At 33.5% G+C, this 16,437-nt stretch carries 19 protein-coding genes; 15 read left to right on the top strand and 4 right to left on the bottom strand.

Going from position 1 to position 16,437, the window contains the following annotated elements:
- The first annotated feature begins 140 nt into the window (after window positions 1-140).
- The 15 genes from BA768_RS17960 to hisIE all read left to right on the top strand — a co-directional run bounded on the left by BA768_RS17960 (window position 141) and on the right by hisIE (window position 13,652).
- Window positions 141-716: a C40 family peptidase gene (locus tag BA768_RS17960; RefSeq protein WP_065721876.1), complete on the top strand. Its 576-nt coding sequence runs from the start codon at window positions 141-143 to the stop codon at window positions 714-716.
- Window positions 717-773: 57 nt separating this feature from the next.
- Window positions 774-1,376 carry a methyltransferase family protein gene (locus BA768_RS17955; protein WP_065721875.1) on the top strand — a complete coding sequence of 201 codons (603 nt, stop codon included), beginning with the start codon at window positions 774-776 and terminating at the stop codon, window positions 1,374-1,376.
- A gap of 99 nt (window positions 1,377-1,475) precedes the next feature.
- Entirely contained in the window at window positions 1,476-2,288 is an 813-nt protein-coding gene (locus tag BA768_RS17950; protein ID WP_034676329.1) for a 2,3,4,5-tetrahydropyridine-2,6-dicarboxylate N-succinyltransferase, read from the top strand.
- A 31-nt stretch (window positions 2,289-2,319) separates the two neighbouring features.
- The gene (locus BA768_RS17945; protein ID WP_081874548.1) at window positions 2,320-3,492 is read left to right on the top strand and encodes a glycosyltransferase family 87 protein; all 1,173 of its coding nucleotides are present in this window, start codon (window positions 2,320-2,322) and stop codon (window positions 3,490-3,492) included.
- Between the two features lies 1 nt (window position 3,493).
- A complete protein-coding gene (locus tag BA768_RS17940; protein ID WP_034676324.1) occupies window positions 3,494-4,423 on the top strand; it encodes a glycosyltransferase family 2 protein in 930 nt (309 codons plus the stop codon).
- Between the two features lie 3 nt (window positions 4,424-4,426).
- The gene (locus BA768_RS17935; RefSeq protein ID WP_065721874.1) at window positions 4,427-5,203 is read left to right on the top strand and encodes a polysaccharide deacetylase family protein; all 777 of its coding nucleotides are present in this window, start codon (window positions 4,427-4,429) and stop codon (window positions 5,201-5,203) included.
- Entirely contained in the window at window positions 5,200-6,300 is a 1,101-nt protein-coding gene (locus tag BA768_RS17930) for a glycosyltransferase family 4 protein (protein WP_065721873.1), read from the top strand. The genes BA768_RS17935 and BA768_RS17930 overlap by 4 nt, the downstream gene beginning before the upstream one ends.
- Before the next feature lie 250 nt (window positions 6,301-6,550).
- The gene (hisG, locus tag BA768_RS17925) at window positions 6,551-7,408 is read left to right on the top strand and encodes an ATP phosphoribosyltransferase (protein ID WP_065721872.1); all 858 of its coding nucleotides are present in this window, start codon (window positions 6,551-6,553) and stop codon (window positions 7,406-7,408) included.
- 1 nt (window position 7,409) lies between these two features.
- Window positions 7,410-8,684 (top strand): histidinol dehydrogenase, encoded by a 1,275-nt coding sequence (gene hisD / locus BA768_RS17920; RefSeq protein ID WP_065721871.1) that lies wholly within the window; start codon window positions 7,410-7,412, stop codon window positions 8,682-8,684.
- A 4-nt stretch (window positions 8,685-8,688) separates the two neighbouring features.
- Window positions 8,689-9,723 (top strand): histidinol-phosphate transaminase, encoded by a 1,035-nt coding sequence (hisC, locus tag BA768_RS17915; RefSeq protein WP_065721870.1) that lies wholly within the window; start codon window positions 8,689-8,691, stop codon window positions 9,721-9,723.
- 43 nt (window positions 9,724-9,766) lie between these two features.
- The gene (hisB, locus tag BA768_RS17910; protein WP_065721869.1) at window positions 9,767-10,861 is read left to right on the top strand and encodes a bifunctional histidinol-phosphatase/imidazoleglycerol-phosphate dehydratase HisB; all 1,095 of its coding nucleotides are present in this window, start codon (window positions 9,767-9,769) and stop codon (window positions 10,859-10,861) included.
- A 1-nt stretch (window position 10,862) separates the two neighbouring features.
- Window positions 10,863-11,441: an imidazole glycerol phosphate synthase subunit HisH gene (hisH, locus tag BA768_RS17905; RefSeq protein ID WP_065721868.1), complete on the top strand. Its 579-nt coding sequence runs from the start codon at window positions 10,863-10,865 to the stop codon at window positions 11,439-11,441.
- Between the two features lie 2 nt (window positions 11,442-11,443).
- Window positions 11,444-12,157 (top strand): 1-(5-phosphoribosyl)-5-[(5-phosphoribosylamino)methylideneamino]imidazole-4-carboxamide isomerase, encoded by a 714-nt coding sequence (gene hisA / locus BA768_RS17900; protein ID WP_065721867.1) that lies wholly within the window; start codon window positions 11,444-11,446, stop codon window positions 12,155-12,157.
- A 155-nt stretch (window positions 12,158-12,312) separates the two neighbouring features.
- The gene (hisF, locus tag BA768_RS17895; RefSeq protein ID WP_065721963.1) at window positions 12,313-13,098 is read left to right on the top strand and encodes an imidazole glycerol phosphate synthase subunit HisF; all 786 of its coding nucleotides are present in this window, start codon (window positions 12,313-12,315) and stop codon (window positions 13,096-13,098) included.
- Window positions 13,062-13,652, top strand: coding sequence for a bifunctional phosphoribosyl-AMP cyclohydrolase/phosphoribosyl-ATP diphosphatase HisIE (hisIE, locus tag BA768_RS17890; RefSeq protein ID WP_065721866.1), 591 nt, complete (start codon window positions 13,062-13,064; stop codon window positions 13,650-13,652). Before hisF ends, hisIE begins: the two co-directional genes overlap by 37 nt.
- Window positions 13,653-13,672: 20 nt before the next feature.
- Here hisIE and BA768_RS17885 read toward each other — a convergent pair whose 3' ends face one another.
- The 4 genes from BA768_RS17885 to infC all read right to left on the bottom strand — a co-directional run bounded on the left by BA768_RS17885 (window position 13,673) and on the right by infC (window position 16,433).
- Window positions 13,673-14,848 carry a M28 family peptidase gene (locus BA768_RS17885; protein ID WP_065721865.1) on the bottom strand — a complete coding sequence of 392 codons (1,176 nt, stop codon included), beginning with the start codon at window positions 14,846-14,848 and terminating at the stop codon, window positions 13,673-13,675.
- 95 nt (window positions 14,849-14,943) lie between these two features.
- Complete coding sequence (gene rplT / locus BA768_RS17880) at window positions 14,944-15,288, bottom strand: 50S ribosomal protein L20 (protein WP_034676301.1); 345 nt, start codon at window positions 15,286-15,288, stop codon at window positions 14,944-14,946.
- Window positions 15,289-15,404: 116 nt separating this feature from the next.
- Window positions 15,405-15,602 (bottom strand): 50S ribosomal protein L35, encoded by a 198-nt coding sequence (rpmI, locus tag BA768_RS17875; RefSeq protein ID WP_034676300.1) that lies wholly within the window; start codon window positions 15,600-15,602, stop codon window positions 15,405-15,407.
- 330 nt (window positions 15,603-15,932) lie between these two features.
- Entirely contained in the window at window positions 15,933-16,433 is a 501-nt protein-coding gene (gene infC, locus BA768_RS17870) for a translation initiation factor IF-3 (protein ID WP_034676299.1), read from the bottom strand.
- Window positions 16,434-16,437: the final 4 nt, after the last annotated feature.

Below are 16,437 nucleotides of genomic sequence, written 5' to 3'. Positions count from 1 at the left end.
AAAGAATTTCAAATATAGAAATAAAAAATGAGATTAAACATTATTTTATCTATAATTAAAGTATAGTTGTAGTATAGTTATTGTATAATTAAAAAATTTAATTTATATTTGTATTTAATAAATATCTAATTGATTTTCAAATGAATAAGGAAACATGCTTTTCGGAAATTAAATTATATAAAAAACTCGCTGTATTAGCTTTAAGTTCAGCAATAATCATCTCTTGCGGAAGCTCTAAAAGTGTAGCTGATTCGAAAAAAAGACCTTCAAAAACAGTCGTTAAATCCGATAATTTAAGAAGACTCGATTCTCATTTCGATGGCAAAGTGACTGGTTCTGTAAAAAGTTTATTGAAGGATGCCGAAAGATATTTGGGAACACCTTATAAATTTGGAGGCAATTCTTCATCAGGCTTCGATTGTTCCGGGTTTACCGTGAAAGTTTTTCAGGAAAACAATTTCAGCCTTCCAAGAAGATCATCTGATCAGGCAGATGCAGGAAAATCAATTGATATTAAAACCGTAAAACCAGGTGATCTGTTATTCTTTGCTACCTCAGGTGGAAGTCGTGTTTCTCACGTTGGAATTGTTCACACTATTGAAAATAACGGCGAAGTGAAATTTATTCATGCATCCACTTCAAAAGGGGTCATTATTTCTTCTTTAAACGAAAAATACTGGAACAAAGCATATCTTCACGCTCAGAGAGTTTTATAAAACTTTGCAATAAAGTTGCATATAAATGAACTTTACATTTGTCAGAAATTATTATTTATGACAGATTTTTTCAGCGTTTTTATTCCTTTATTTTTTATATTATTTTTCCTGACAGCATTTTTCGGAAAAAGTTTTATTGTTTCAAAAAAGATCGGGAAAAATCCGAATGTTCTTCCGGAAGATGATTCTGCATACGGATTGATCGGGAGATATTTTAAGCTGACCTTATTATTTCTTTTTATTTACACAGTTGTGTTTTTCTTCTTTCCTTATTCTATTTTACAAAATTGTAGTATCAATTTTTTAGAGAACAATACAATCAAGTATTTTGGAATGTCTTTAATGATTTTAAGTTTAATATGGGTTCTTATTGCTCAGTTTCAGATGGAAAATTCATGGCGGATAGGTATTGATGAAGAACTTAAAACAGAATTAATCACGACAGGACTTTTTAAATATTCCAGAAACCCGATTTTTCTGGGCATGCTTATGAGTTTAACCGGATTATTCCTGACTTTACCCACATTCATTTCATTAAGCTTTTTTATAATATCCAATATTTTAATTCAAATCCAGATCAGATTGGAAGAAGAATTTCTCTTAAAACAACACGGAACGTATTATTTGGAGTATAAAAAGAAGGTAAGAAGACTGATTTAATGAAGAAAAAATTAGCTCTATCAGATAAAAACCGAAAATATTTTGTCTAACTTTTTTGTATATTTGGCAACGATTTTTTAACAAATTTTAAACATAATTATGTCGTTACAACAAACTATTGAAAATATCTGGGACAACAGAGAATTATTGCAGAATGAAGATAGCCAAAAGGCGATCAGAGAGGTTATTTCTTTGGTTGATAAAGGTGAACTTCGTACAGCAGAACCTACAGAAAACGGATGGCAGGTGAATGAATGGGTAAAAAAAGCGGTCGTAATGTATTTCCCGATCCAGAAAATGGAAACTATTGAAGTAGGTCCGTTTGAATTTCATGATAAAATGCCTTTGAAGAGAAATTATGCTGAAAAAGGAGTGAGAGTTGTTCCTCATGCAATTGCAAGAGAAGGAGCGTATATTGCTCCTGGTGTAATTATGATGCCTTCGTATGTAAATATCGGTGCTTATGTAGATTCCGGAACAATGGTTGATACTTGGGCAACAGTTGGAAGTTGTGCACAGATCGGTAAAAATGTTCACCTGAGTGGTGGTGTTGGTATTGGTGGTGTTTTAGAACCGCTTCAGGCTGCACCGGTAATTATTGAAGATGACTGTTTTATCGGTTCTAGATGTATCGTTGTAGAAGGAGTTCATGTTGAAAAAGAAGCAGTATTGGGAGCAAATGTTGTTTTGACGGCTTCAACAAAAATTATTGATGTTACAGGAGAAACGCCGATCGAGATTAAAGGAAGAGTTCCTGCTCGCTCAGTGGTAATTCCGGGAAGTTATACCAAACAATATCCTGCGGGAGAATATCAGGTTCCTTGTGCTTTGATCATCGGTCAGAGAAAAGAATCTACAGATAAAAAAACGTCTCTTAATGATGCTTTAAGAGAAAATAACGTTGCTGTTTAATTTTTTTTTCATTTAACTAATAACCACAACCTTGAAAGAAAAATTTCTTAAAATACTTTTAAACCCCAAATATATTTTTGGGGTTTATCTTATTATATCTGTTGTAACGGCGTTATCGAAGTTTTCTAAAGGAGATCATGCAATCAACAATTATCTGATTTTTAAAAATGTATTTTTTAATACAATTAATGAGAAAAATCTTTATCTGCAATACCCTGAACTTTTCCAGGACTCTAATCATTATGGGATATTTTTCAGCCTTCTGATTGCTCCTTTTGCATTAATGCCGGATTGGTTGGGAATTTGTTTATGGAATGTTGCCAATACTTTGATATTTCTTTACGCGATTAAAAAGTTGCCTTTTTCAGATCCGAAAAAAGCTTTATTTGCTTTATTCTGCTTGCAGGAGTACATTACTTCATCACTTTATTTTCAGTTTAATATTGCGCTTGTTGCTCTTCTGATGCTTGCTGCGATTTATATTTATGAAAACAAAGAAGCAAAATCAGTGGGAGCGATGTTAGTTGGTTTTTTTGTAAAAATATATGGTATTTTAGGGCTTTCCCAGTTTTTCTTTATTAAAAATAAAGGGAGATATATTCTTTCAGGAATTGTAATTGCACTGCTGTTTTTTGTAATTCCGATGCTGTATTCGAGTCCTTCATTTGTATTGCAGAGTTACGCAGACTGGTATCAGTCACTCTCTGAAAAAAACGGACAGAATCAGGGACTGACATCGTATCAGGATATTTCTTTAATGGGGGTTGTGAGAAGAATTGCAGGTGACCCTTCAATTTCAAATCTTGCTTTTCTGGCATTTGGTTTACCTCTTTTTGCGATACCTTATGTTAGAATTAAGCAATACAAAAATTACGCTTTCCAGTTGATGATTTTAGCTTCTACTTTACTGTTTTTGGTGTTGTTCAGCTCAAGTTCAGAATCTCCAACGTACATTATTGCAGTTGTTGGAGTAATGATCTGGTTTTTCCTTCAGAAAGAAAGATCTCCTTTTATTATTGGATTATTGATCTTTGTGATAATTTTCACCTGTTTTTCAACGTCAGATTTGTTTCCGAAATTTGTAAAAGAAAATTACATCAAAAAATATTCTTTAAAAGCTGTACCTTGCATCGTCATTTGGTTGAGAGTAATCTATGAGCTTCTGACAAAAAATTTCGAAAAAGATTATAGCCTGAATTCATAAAATGAAAAAAATTTCTATAGTCATTCCTGCCCATAACGAAGAAGGAAACGTAGCCTTAGTTCATCAGAAAATTAAAGAAGTTTTTGATGATATGCCCGATTATGGTTTTGAAATTATTTTTGTGAATGATGGAAGCCGTGACAAAACCCAGCAAAAGCTGGAAGAACTTTCCAAAAAATACGACGAAGTAAAATTCATTGAGTTTTCAAGAAATTTCGGACATCAACCTGCCGTAAAAGCCGGGATGGATAACGCTCACGGAAATGCAGTCATTTCAATGGATGGCGATCTTCAGCATCCTCCCGAACTCATTCCTGAAATGATCAAAAAATGGGAAGAGGGTTATGATATTGTATTCACGGTAAGAACATATCCTAAACAGATATCTTATTTTAAACGAAAAACATCCGATTTTTTTTATAAAATTTTATCAAGTTTATCGGATGTCAATTTAACGAAAGGCGGTGGTTCAGATTTCAGATTGATGGATGCTAATGCGGTGGAAGTCATAAGAAGTTTCAATGAAGACGACTTGTTCTTACGAGGATTAACAAGCTGGATGGGCTATAAACAAATAGGAATTGAGTTTACAGCCAACGAAAGATCCTCAGGAGAAAGCAGTTATAACCTGAAAAAAATGATCACTTTTGCCTTTACAGGAATCACAGCATTCAGTGTAAAACCGCTTTATATTGCAGCTTATTTAGGATTTTTATTCTCGGGAATTTCAGTCATAGGTTATGGTTTGTATGTTTTATATGCATTCATCGCAAAAACAGAAATTTCAGGTTGGGCATCATTAATCATGACAATTGTCTTCTTTGGAGGTTTACAATTGATTATTTTAGGAATTATAGGAATTTATTTAGGCAAAATCTTTAAACAGGTAAAAGAAAGGCCTAATTATATCATAAAAAATAAAAATTTTTAACCAATGGTTTTATTAAGTTTTGACATCGAAGAATTTGATATGCCATTAGAATACAAAGGTGAAATTTCCTTTGAAAAGCAGATCTCAATCTCACAAACCGGACTCGAAAGAATTCTGGATATTCTTAAAAAGCATAGTGCGAAAGCAACTTTTTTTTCAACGGTAGTTTTCGCAGAAAACAGCAAGCATTTAATTGAAAGATTACTGAATGAAGGCCATGAATTGGCTTCTCACACTTGGTTTCATTCCGATTTTGAGGAAAAACATTTAAAAGACTCAAAAGACAGGCTTGAAGAATTATTTTCTACAAAAGTAACAGGATTACGAATGCCGAGAATGATGCCTGTAAGCAAAAATGCGGTTGAAAATGCGGGATATTCTTACAATTCCTCGATCAATCCGACCTTTCTTCCTGGAAGATATAATAATTTGAAAGTTTCCAGAACATATTTTAAGGAAGGAAAAGTAACCCAAATTCCGGCTTCTGTTTCTCCGAATTTCAGAATTCCGTTGTTTTGGTTGAGTTTTCACAATTTCCCTTTATCTTTCTATAAAAAACTGGCTTCAGATACTTTAAAAAAAGACAATTATCTGAATATTTATTTCCATCCGTGGGAGTTTGCAGAAATTAAAGAGGAAGCATTTAAATTACCTGGTTTTACCGTAAAAAATTCAGGAAAAGATATGGTGGAGCGTTTTGATGAATTCATCTCTTGGCTGAAAAGTAAAAATTATTCATTTGGAACATTTCAGGAATTTCAAAAACAAATTGAATCATGAAAATAGCATTTGATGCCAAAAGATTTTTTCATAATACCTCAGGTTTAGGGAATTACTCCCGCGATTTGATAAGAATTTTATCAAAATATTTTCCTGAAAACGAATATATTCTGTTAAATAAAAATAAGTCAGAAAGAGGAGCTGATATTTTAGAAAATCCAAATGTTCACTTTGTTGAAACGTCTAAAGGAAGTATGGCCCGTCAATTCAAAACGGGTAAAGATGCGCAGAAACAAAATGCGGATATTTTTCATGGATTATCGGGTGAATTACCATTAAGATGGAACAAAAAACCAATCAAAAAAATCGTCACGATTCATGATCTTATTTTTGTAAGATACCCTCAATATTATTCCTTCTTTGACCGTAAAATTCATCTTTGGAAATTTAAAAAAGCGGCAAATTCCGCAGATAAAATAATTGCGATTTCAGAACAGACAAAACGAGATATCATCCAGTTTTTAAAAGTTCCGGAAAGCAAAATTGAAGTGATTTATCAAGGTTGTCATAAAGCTTTTAAAGAACAGCAATCTGATGATTTTATTCAACAGACAAGGTCAAAATTCAATCTCCCGGAAAGGTTTATTTTAAACGTTGGAACAATAGAAGATCGTAAGAATCTTTTGAATGTTGTTAAAGCTATAAAAGGCACCGAAATTCCTTTAGTTGTTGTTGGAAAAAAAACAAAGTATTTTCAGAAAATAGCGAATTTTATTCAGAAAAATAAAATGGAAAAGCAGGTTCATTTCCTGGAAGGAGTTTCAATGGATGAGTTGGCTATTGTTTACAAATTAGCAGATATTTTTGTCTATCCAAGTTTTTTTGAAGGCTTCGGAATACCTATAATAGAAGCACTTTTCTCAAAAACTGTGACTGTTACAAGTAACACAAGCTGTCTTCCTGAAGCAGGTGGTCCCGATTCGGTTTACATTGATCCCAATAATTATTTAGATATTCAATCAAAAATAAAATTTTTGTGGGAGAACGAATCCGAAAGAAAACGCCGTGCTGATAAGGGGTTTGACTTTGTTCAGAAGTTTAATGACGAGCCCATTGCTAACGAATTGATGACCCTTTACAGAAAAATTATTTCGTAAAATCCTTGGCGGTTTAAAAATAAGTCCTACATTTGTACCACAAAATTTCAACAATGAAACCGAATTTTTTAACAGTACATCATTATTATCATCATCTCTGCTAGACGGAATTGTTGATATATGACTATGTTAAAAATCAAAATAATTAAAAACCGTCTGAGTAAATAGACGGTTTTTTTGTTTCTAAATTTATCCCGGGAAATTTTTTCAATTCAACCATTTTTATTTGCTCAGACACAACAAAAGTGAAATGAGTACATTAAAAATAGCGATACAAAAAAGCGGACGGCTTTACGAAGAATCTCTTCAGCTCCTTAAAGACTGCGGAATCTTCATCAACAACGGAAAAGATCAGCTTAAAGTTTCTGTAGACAATTTCCCCATGGAAATCATGTATTTACGGAATTCAGATATTCCTCAATATCTGGAAGACGGAGTGGTAGATATTGCCATTGTCGGCGAAAATCTTTTAGTCGAAAAACAAAAAAATATTGAAATTATCCAACCTTTAGGTTTCTCAAAATGCAGGGTTTCTTTAGCCATTCCGAAAGAAATTGAAACGGATGACATCAATTATTTTCGAGGAAAAAAGATTGCTACATCTTATCCAAATACCCTTAAAAATTTTCTTGAGAAAAATAATATTTCGGCTGATATTCACGTGATTTCTGGCTCGGTTGAAATTGCTCCTAATATTGGTCTAGCCGATGGAATCTGTGATATTGTAAGCTCAGGAAGCACTTTATTTAAAAACGGATTGCGAGAAACAGTAACGCTTTTAAAATCAGAAGCTGTATTGGCAAAAACATCACAATTAAGTGCGGAAAAAGTATCCATTTTAGAAAAATTTCTTTTCAGAATTAAAGCGGTTTTAAAAGCAAAAAATTCAAAATATATCCTGATGAATGTTTCGAATGAGAAAATTGATCTCATTTCAAAAACCCTTCCCGTTCTTAAAAGTCCGACCGTAATTCCTTTAGCTGAAAAAGGCTGGAGCAGTATTCATTCTGTGATTGATGAAGAACGGTTCTGGGAAGTCATAGATGAACTGAAAGACAAAGGAGCACAAGATATTTTGATCATTCCAATCGATAAAATGGTGATTTAATATGAAAATTAATAAATATCCTCAAAAAGAAACTTGGCCGGAATTAGTGAAAAGACCTGTTTTACAAAGAGAAAAATTGACAGAATTGATTGCTGATATTTTTAAAGAAGTTGAAAGAAATGGCAATCAGGCTTTACTGGATTTAAATAAAAAGTTCGATGGAGTTGAAATTAAAAGTATTAAAGTTTCCGAAAAAGAAATAGAAAATGCAGAAAGCTTAATCAGTAATGAATTAAAAGACGCTATTCAACAGGCAAAAAATAATATTACAAAATTTCATGCTTCACAAATTACTGAAACAGAAAAAATTGAAACTACAAAAGGAGTTGTTTGTTGGAGAGAAAACAGATCGATTGAAAAAGTTGGAATCTACATTCCGGGAGGAACAGCCCCTTTGTTTTCTACGGTTTTAATGCTTGCTATACCTGCTCAATTAGCGGGCTGTAAAGAAATCGTTTTATGTACACCTCCAGATAAAAACGGAAATATCAATCCAGCCATTCTGTATACTGCAAAACTTTGTGGAATCACTGAAATATTTAAAACAGGTGGAGCACAAGCGGTTGCAGCAATGACTTTAGGAACGGAAAGTATTCCCAATGTCTATAAAATTTTTGGACCAGGAAATCAGTATGTTGTCGCAGCAAAAGAATTTGCTCAAAATTATAACGTTGCCATTGATATGCCGGCCGGACCAAGTGAAGTACTAATCATTGCAGATGAAAAAGCCATTCCTGAGTTCTGTGCGGCAGATCTGCTTTCTCAGGCAGAGCACGGAAGTGACAGTCAGGTTATTTTCCTGTCAACAGATGAAACAATTTTTAATAAAACCATTGAAGAAACGGAAAAACAGCTTAAAGTACTTCCCAGAAATGAATTGGCAAAAGAAGCTTTAGAAAACAGCCATTTTATTTTGCTAAATACGATTGATGAAGCTTTAGAATTCAGCAATTTATACGCTCCCGAACATTTGATTTTAGCTATGGAAGACTTTGAAAATTACATTCCAAAAATTCGAAATGCAGGCTCGGTTTTCCTTGGAAATTACTCTTGTGAAAGTGCGGGAGATTACGCAAGCGGAACCAATCACACCCTTCCGACAAACGGTTTTGCAAAAAATTATAGTGGAGTTTCCTTAGATAGCTTTGTGAAGAAAATCACATTTCAGAATCTATCCCAAAAAGGACTTCAAAATTTAGGAAAAACAATAGAAATCATGGCAGAAGCAGAAGGATTATTTGCACACAAAAATGCCGTAAGTGTCAGATTAAAATAAGAAAATGAAAGAATTTAATATCAATAGTTTAGTAAGAAAAAATATCTTAGAACTGCAGCCTTACATCAGTTTTAGAGATCATAATGAATTTAAAAATCCTGTTTTGCTGGATGCCAATGAAAGTCCGTTTGGAGAACTGAACCGTTATCCTGATTCTACGCAGAAAGAATTAAAGCAAAAGCTTTCTGAAATAAAGAATATCTCAACAGATCAGATTGCAGTCGGAAATGGCAGTGACGAATTGATTGATTTGATTGTAAAGGTTTTTTGTGAGCCTAAAAAAGACTCCATTTTAATGATGAACCCTTCATTTGCAATGTATGGTTTTTATGCTTCTATCAATGAAAATAAGGTGATAAAACTTGATTTAAACGAAAACTTCGAGATTGTAAAAGATGATTTTCTTAAAATTTCAGCAGGATTTAAGCCTAAAGTCTTTTTCTTATGTTCACCCAATAATCCAACCGGAAACGCTATAGAAGACGTTGAATTTTATATTAAAAACTTCAATGGAATTGTTGTCGTTGATGAAGCGTACATAGAATTCTCAGGAAAAAAATCCTGTACTGAATTATTGGAGAAATATCCCAACCTGATTGTTCTTCAAACATTTTCAAAAGCTTGGGGAATGGCAGGAGCGAGAGTAGGTATTGCGTATTCCTCTAAGGAAATCATTAAGCTGATAAATACAGTGAAATCACCTTACAATGTTAATGCTTTAAGTTTAAATAAAATAATTGAAACAATTACAAAACAAGAAGTTACAAAAAACAATATAGAAAATACTTTAATTGAAATTTCCTGGCTCAAAAATGAATTTGAAGCGATAAATTGTGTTCAGAAAGTATATTCAACTCATGCTAATTTCTTTCTGGTCGAATTTGAAAATGTGGAAAAAGTATATAAAAAGTTATTGGAAAACGAAATTCTGACCAGCAAAAGAAGTCCACAAATTCCAAACTGTATCAGAATTAATGTAGGAAATAGAGAAGAAAATACCCAATTAATCAAAGTTTTAAAACAATGCAAAACCTTATAGGTTTGAGCAAGCAGAAAAATAACAGATTAACAATTGTTTAGAAATGAAAAAAGTATTGTTTATAGACCGCGACGGAACTTTAATTACAGAACCACCAACGGATTTTCAGGTGGACTCTTTGGAAAAACTTGAATTCTATCCCGGAGTCTTTCAAAACCTCTCAAAAATTGCTAAAGAACTCGATTTTGAACTGGTCATGGTCACCAATCAGGATGGTTTGGGAACTGAAAACTTTCCTTATGAAAATTTTATAAAGCCTCATGAAAAGATGTTGCATGCATTTAAAAATGAAGGTATTGTTTTCAATGATATTTTGATTGATAAAAGTTTTGAATATGAGAATTTACCGACAAGAAAGCCAGAAATCGGAATGTTGGGAAAATATATTTACGGAGATTATGATCTTGAAAATTCTTTCGTCATCGGAGATCGACTGACTGATATTCAACTCGCAAAAAATTTAAAGTCAAAAGCGATTTTCATTAATCCAATTCAGAATGATGATGCTGAACTGACCACAGAAAATTGGAATGAAATCTATCAATATTTAAAGGAAATTCCGCGAAAAGCTAAAGTTTCAAGAAAAACAAATGAAACGGACATCGAAATTGAAGTCAATCTTGACGGAAGCGGAAATTCTGATATTTCAACCGGATTACATTTTTTTGATCATATGCTTGAACAGATTTCCAAACACGGAAATTTAGATTTAAAAATCAAAGCAAATGGAGATCTGCATGTTGATGAGCACCACACGATTGAAGACACAGGAATTGTCTTAGGAGAAGCTATTTCGAAAGCTTTAGGAAAGAAAAAAGGAATTGAAAGATATGGTTTTCTGCTTCCGATGGACGATTGCTTGGCACAGGTTGCCATCGATTTTGGAGGACGTGCTTGGTTGGTTTGGGATGCAAATTTTAAACGTGAAAAAGTTGGTGATGTTCCTACCGAAATGTTTGAACATTTCTTTAAGTCGTTCACAGATTCAGCTAAATGTAATGTCAATATTAAAGCAGAAGGAGAAAATGAACATCACAAGATTGAATCTATTTTTAAAGCTTTTGCAAAAGCTATAAAAATGGCAGTTAAACAATCAGATCAGAATTTTAATTTACCGTCAACCAAAGGAAGCTTGTAAAATGATTGCCATTATAAAATACAACGGGGGAAACGTCAATTCCGTCCAAAATGCATTGAAGAGATTGAATGTAAACTCAATAATTACAGATAATTTTGAACTCATTCAAAAAGCAGATAAAGTTATTTTTCCCGGAGTTGGAGAAGCATCTTCTACCATGAAAAACTTAAAAGAAAAAGGCTTGGATCGATTAATTCCAACTTTAAAACAGCCTGTTTTGGGAATTTGTCTGGGAATGCAATTGATGTGTAAAAACAACGAAGAAGGAAATACAGTCGGAATGGGAATTTTCGATATTAATGTTAAGAGATTTCCAGCAAAAGATATTGTTCCGCATATGGGTTGGAATACGATTTCAGATTTTAAATCTTATCTGTTTTCAGAAATTGAAGAAGAGAGTGACCTATACTTTGTTCATAGCTATTATTGCGAATTATCCGAGAGTACAACTTCTGTTTGTGATTATATTTTACCTTTCAGTGCATCCTTGCAAAAAGACAATTTTTATGCAATGCAGTTTCACCCAGAAAAATCAGGAAAAATCGGAAGTCAATTATTAAATAACTTTTTAAAATTGTAAGCATGAAAATTATCCCTGCGATTGATATTATTGACGGAAAATGTGTTCGTCTGTCTAAAGGTGATTACGGAACGAAGAAAATTTACAACGAAAATCCTGTTGAAGTTGCCAAAGAGTTTGAGAGTTTTGGAATCCAATTTCTGCATTTAGTTGATTTAGATGGTGCGAAATCCAAGCATATTGTCAATCAAAAAGTGTTGGAAAATATTGCAAAAGAAACCTCTTTACAAATTGATTTCGGAGGCGGATTAAAAACATTACAGGATATTGAAATTGCTTTTAATTCCGGAGCGAAACAAATTACAATTGGAAGTATTGCTGTTCAAAATCCTGAATTTTGTTTTGCTTTAATTGAAAAATATGGCTCAGAAAAAATTATTCTAGGAGCTGACTGTGATGATAGAAAAATAAAAACTTCAGGTTGGTTGGAAGAAAGTAATCAGGATGTCATTGATTTTATTATTCAATATCAGGAAAAAGGAATTAAAAATGTAATCTGCACCGATATTTCAAAAGACGGAATGCTGGAAGGACCTTCAACTGATTTATATAAAAATATCTTAAGCCAAACCTACATTCAACTCGTTGCAAGTGGCGGAATTTCATGTATGGAAGATATATGCAAGATGAAAGAGATTGGTTGCTCGGGAACGATTATCGGAAAAGCTATCTATGAGGGGAAAATTGAATTGAAAGAATTACGGAATTTTGTTTAACCACAAAAGTTTTAACACATAAGTCACAGAAGAGTTTTAATAATTCTCTTTATAAAAGAGCAAATAAGTTTAGAAAATCAAAAGATTTTCTGTGAGTCCCGAAGGGACGATTTTCTAAAGGATAGGATAAAATCCTATCAAAAAATTTAATGAGCATGTTAAAAAAAAGAATCATCCCTTGTCTGGATATAAAAAATGGAACAACGGTAAAAGGAATCAATTTTGAAGGGCTTCGAAATGCAGGCAATCCAATAGAACTGGCAAAAAGATATGAAGAAGAAGGTGCTGATGAATTGGTTTTTCTTGACATTACCGCCACGATTGAAGAACGAAAAACATTTGTTGAATTAGTGAAAGAAATTGCAAATGAAATCAGCATTCCTTTCACTGTAGGTGGCGGAATTTCAACGGTTGAAGATGTGAGAAAATTGTTGGAAGCCGGAGCGGATAAAATCAGTATTAATTCGTCTGCGGTTAAAAACCCTCAGTTGATTTCTGATTTAGCCAAAGAATTTGGCAGCCAATGTATTGTTGTTGCCATTGATACAAAATTTATCGATGAATCTGATTGGGTTCATATAAAAGGAGGAAGGGAAATTACCCTTTTAAGAACTTTAGATTGGGCAAAAAAAGCAGAAGAATTGGGAGCCGGAGAAATTCTCCTGACTTCAATGGACGGAGACGGAACAAAAAATGGTTTTGATCTGAGAATAACCAAATTAATCTCTGAAAATATAAATATTCCTGTAATTGCTTCTGGTGGAGCCGGAAATATTGAAGATTTTGAAAAAGTTTTTAATCAGACAAAAGCAACAGGAGCTTTAGCAGCAAGTATTTTTCATTTTCAAGAAGTTAAAATTCAGGATTTGAAGAATGAATTAAAATCAAAAAAAATAGCCATACGATGGAAATTAATTTCAATAAAAATAATGACGGTTTAGTTCCTGTAATTATTCAGGATAACAGAACGTTGCAAGTCCTTATGTTGGGGTATATGAATGAAGAAGCCTTTGAAAAAACAAAAAATGAAGGAATTGTCACCTTTTTCAGTCGTTCAAAGAACAGACATTGGACAAAAGGAGAAGAATCAGGAAACTTTTTAACGGTAAAAAGCATTGATATAGATTGTGACCAGGATACCATTTTAATCAAAGCCATTCCTGAAAATGTAGTTTGTCACACCGGAAGTTTCAGCTGCTTCGGAAACAAAAATTCTAAAGGTTTTCTTTATGAATTGGAAGCGAAGATCAGCCAGAGAATTGATGAAAAAATTGAAGACTCTTATACCTATTCTTTATTTCAAAAAGGGATCAATAAAGTAGCTCAAAAAGTAGGAGAGGAGGCTGTAGAATTGATTATAGAAGCGAAAGATCATAATGATGATCTGTTTAAAAACGAAGCTGCAGATCTGCTTTATCATTATTTAATTTTACTAAAAGCTAAGAATTTTTCATTGGAAGACATTGAAAAAATCCTTTTGGAAAGAAACAAATAAACCTGCTTTCGCAGGTTTTGTTATTTATCAATAATTACTTTCTTAGTAATCGCTTCACCATCAGATTTTACAGTACACATATAAACTCCCTTTGACAACTTAGAAACATTAATTTTTCTTTCATTTTCAAATGCTGAAATTAATTTTCCACTCATATCATTAATCTCTACACTGAAATTTCTGATATTAGAAGGAATCTCAACATTCAGAATATCTTTGGCAGGATTAGGATAGATTTTTATTGATTCCAACCTATATGAGTCACTTTCTTTAGTTCCTAAAACAGAGCTTGCCACGGCAAAATGCTGCAAAGCTCCAACTGCGGCTTTTCCGACATTGAAAACATAGGTTGGATCAATATTGGCAAAAGTATCATTTGCTGTATGTTGGTTTCCGCTAACGGGAGTTTCGTAAAATCCTGTAATAATATCTCCTTTCGCTTCAAAAGGTACATAATCTGATGCATAAGCATTTGACATTGTAGTCTGAAGAGGAGAGTAGAGAGTCGTGCAATTTGCTAATTGCTGAGTCATTGCTAACGATGGCGCATTATTCGCCGTTCCTCCCGCTGAACTTTGATCGCTTTCACAAACAATCGTATTGCTCGGATTTGTAATTTTTCCACCAACCTGGTCGATATTGAAGACAACCTTTAAATTGAGTTGACGAACATTATTAGAAAAAACAACATTGTTTACATAATGTGTGCTTCCCAACAGACCTTGCTCTTCGCCGGAGAAATGAATAAATTTCACAGAGTATTCAGTCGGAACATCTTTTAAAATTCTTGCGGCTTCCAGAAGTATAGAGGTTCCGCTTCCGTTATCACTTACTCCGGGACCTGTAATCGTATCGTAATGTCCACAGATAATAACATAAATATTAGGATAAACAGTTCCTGTTTTAGTAATCACTAAATTTTTTGAAGTCGTACTTCCGTAAGTGAAAATATCCTCTGAAATCTGGCTTGCATCATAACCGAAAGTCTGATATTTAGCTTTAAGCCAATTCAATGTATTGGTATTTGCTGTTGAGCCTGTCGTTTTTACACCGAGATTCGCAAAGTCCTGCAAAAGGTTGGTAATATTGGTTTGGGTAACCTGATTGGCTCTCGTCTGATAAGCCGGAATAAAACTTTGTGCCTGTAAACTGTATGATGCTAAGGATAGGAGCAGAAGACCTTTTAATTTTTTCACTTTGAATAAGATACTTTAATATTAAGCAAATGTAGATAATAAAAAAATCCCGAGCAAAAAACTCAGGATTTATATTGATAACAAAATATTTTACATTATTTTACTTGATCTACAACTGCTTTGAAAGCTTCAGGGTGATTCATTGCTAAATCAGCTAAAACTTTTCTGTTAAGCTCAATGTTGTTCTTTTTAAGAGCCCCCATAAACTGAGAGTAAGACATTCCGTGCTCTCTTGCACCAGCGTTGATACGCATGATCCAAAGTGATCTGAAGTTTCTCTTTTTCTCTTTTCTACCACGGTAAGCATATTGCATTGCTTTTTGTACCGCGTTTTTAGCAACAGTCCAAACGTTCTTTCTTCTACCGAAAAAACCTTTAGCTTGTTTCATGATTTTTTTTCTGCGAGCTCTAGAAGCTACGGCATTTACTGATCTTGGCATAATTTAAATTGTTTTTTTTGAAAAGGGCGGCAACATTTGTTACTCTTTGGTGCGCCGTTTCAGGGTTAAAATTTTGAATTGTTATTCTTATAAACCGAATAAAGGATTTATAAAAACTACTTAATTGCTAATTGACGTTGAACGCTTTTCTCATCCACTTTAGCTACATAAGAAGTAGTAGTAAGATTTCTCTTCTGCTTCGTTTCTTTTTTAGTTAAGATGTGGCTTTTGTAAGCGTTTTTTCTTTTGATTTTACCAGTTCCGGTAAGAGCAAAACGTTTCTTAGCACCTGATTTCGTTTTTAATTTTGGCATTGTTTGCTTTTTTATGTTTTTGTTATCAATACTTGGCTATTTGCTAAAAGCTTATGGCTATTAGCTTTTTGGGCGTGTCCCTCACTCGTTCATTCCGCTTCGCTCCATTCACTCATTCGGGTCGGGCTATTCATTGCAAGTCCTCGCTCAGCAACATTTCCATCGCTTGCTGTGGGCTTTTCATTGCTATCCCTCACGCAGATAATCGGTGTGCAAAATTACGAAAAATAATAATACGAAAAGAGACTTTCTCAGAAAATCTCTTTTTGTTTATCGTAAATCATCAGAAATTAAAGCCTGAACTTTAGAATCAATGACTGTAAATATAGATTATTTAGCCGGTTTTTTAGGACTCATCATCATAATCATTCTCTTACCTTCAAGTTTAGGCAATTGGTCTACTTTACCAACGTGCTCCAATTCCTGGGCAAGTTTCAAAAGCAAAATCTCACCCTGATCTTTAAAGATAATAGAACGGCCTTTGAAAAAAACGTATGTTTTCAGTTTAGAACCTTCTTCCAAAAACTTTTCAGCATGTTTCTTTTTAAAATCATAATCGTGCTCGTCAGTTTGAGGTCCGAAACGGATCTCCTTTACAACCACTTTGATTTGTTTTGCTTTAAGCTCTTTCTGCTTTTTCTTTTGCTCGTATAAAAACTTTTTATAGTCTAATATTCTTGCAATAAATGGTTCAGCTTTATCTGAAATGACCACCAAGTCAAGTTCCTGTTCTTTAGCAATCTGTCTTGCTTTATCGATAGGGAAAATTCCCGGCTCTACGTTATCGCCCACCAAACGAAGTTCTCTTACGCGAATCTTGTCGTTAATCATGTGT

Source organism: Chryseobacterium sp. CBo1 (assembly GCF_001693475.1).
In the GTDB taxonomy this organism is placed as follows: Bacteria; Bacteroidota; Bacteroidia; order Flavobacteriales; family Weeksellaceae; genus Chryseobacterium; species Chryseobacterium formosense.
This window is presented reverse-complemented; position numbering and strand designations above follow the sequence as displayed.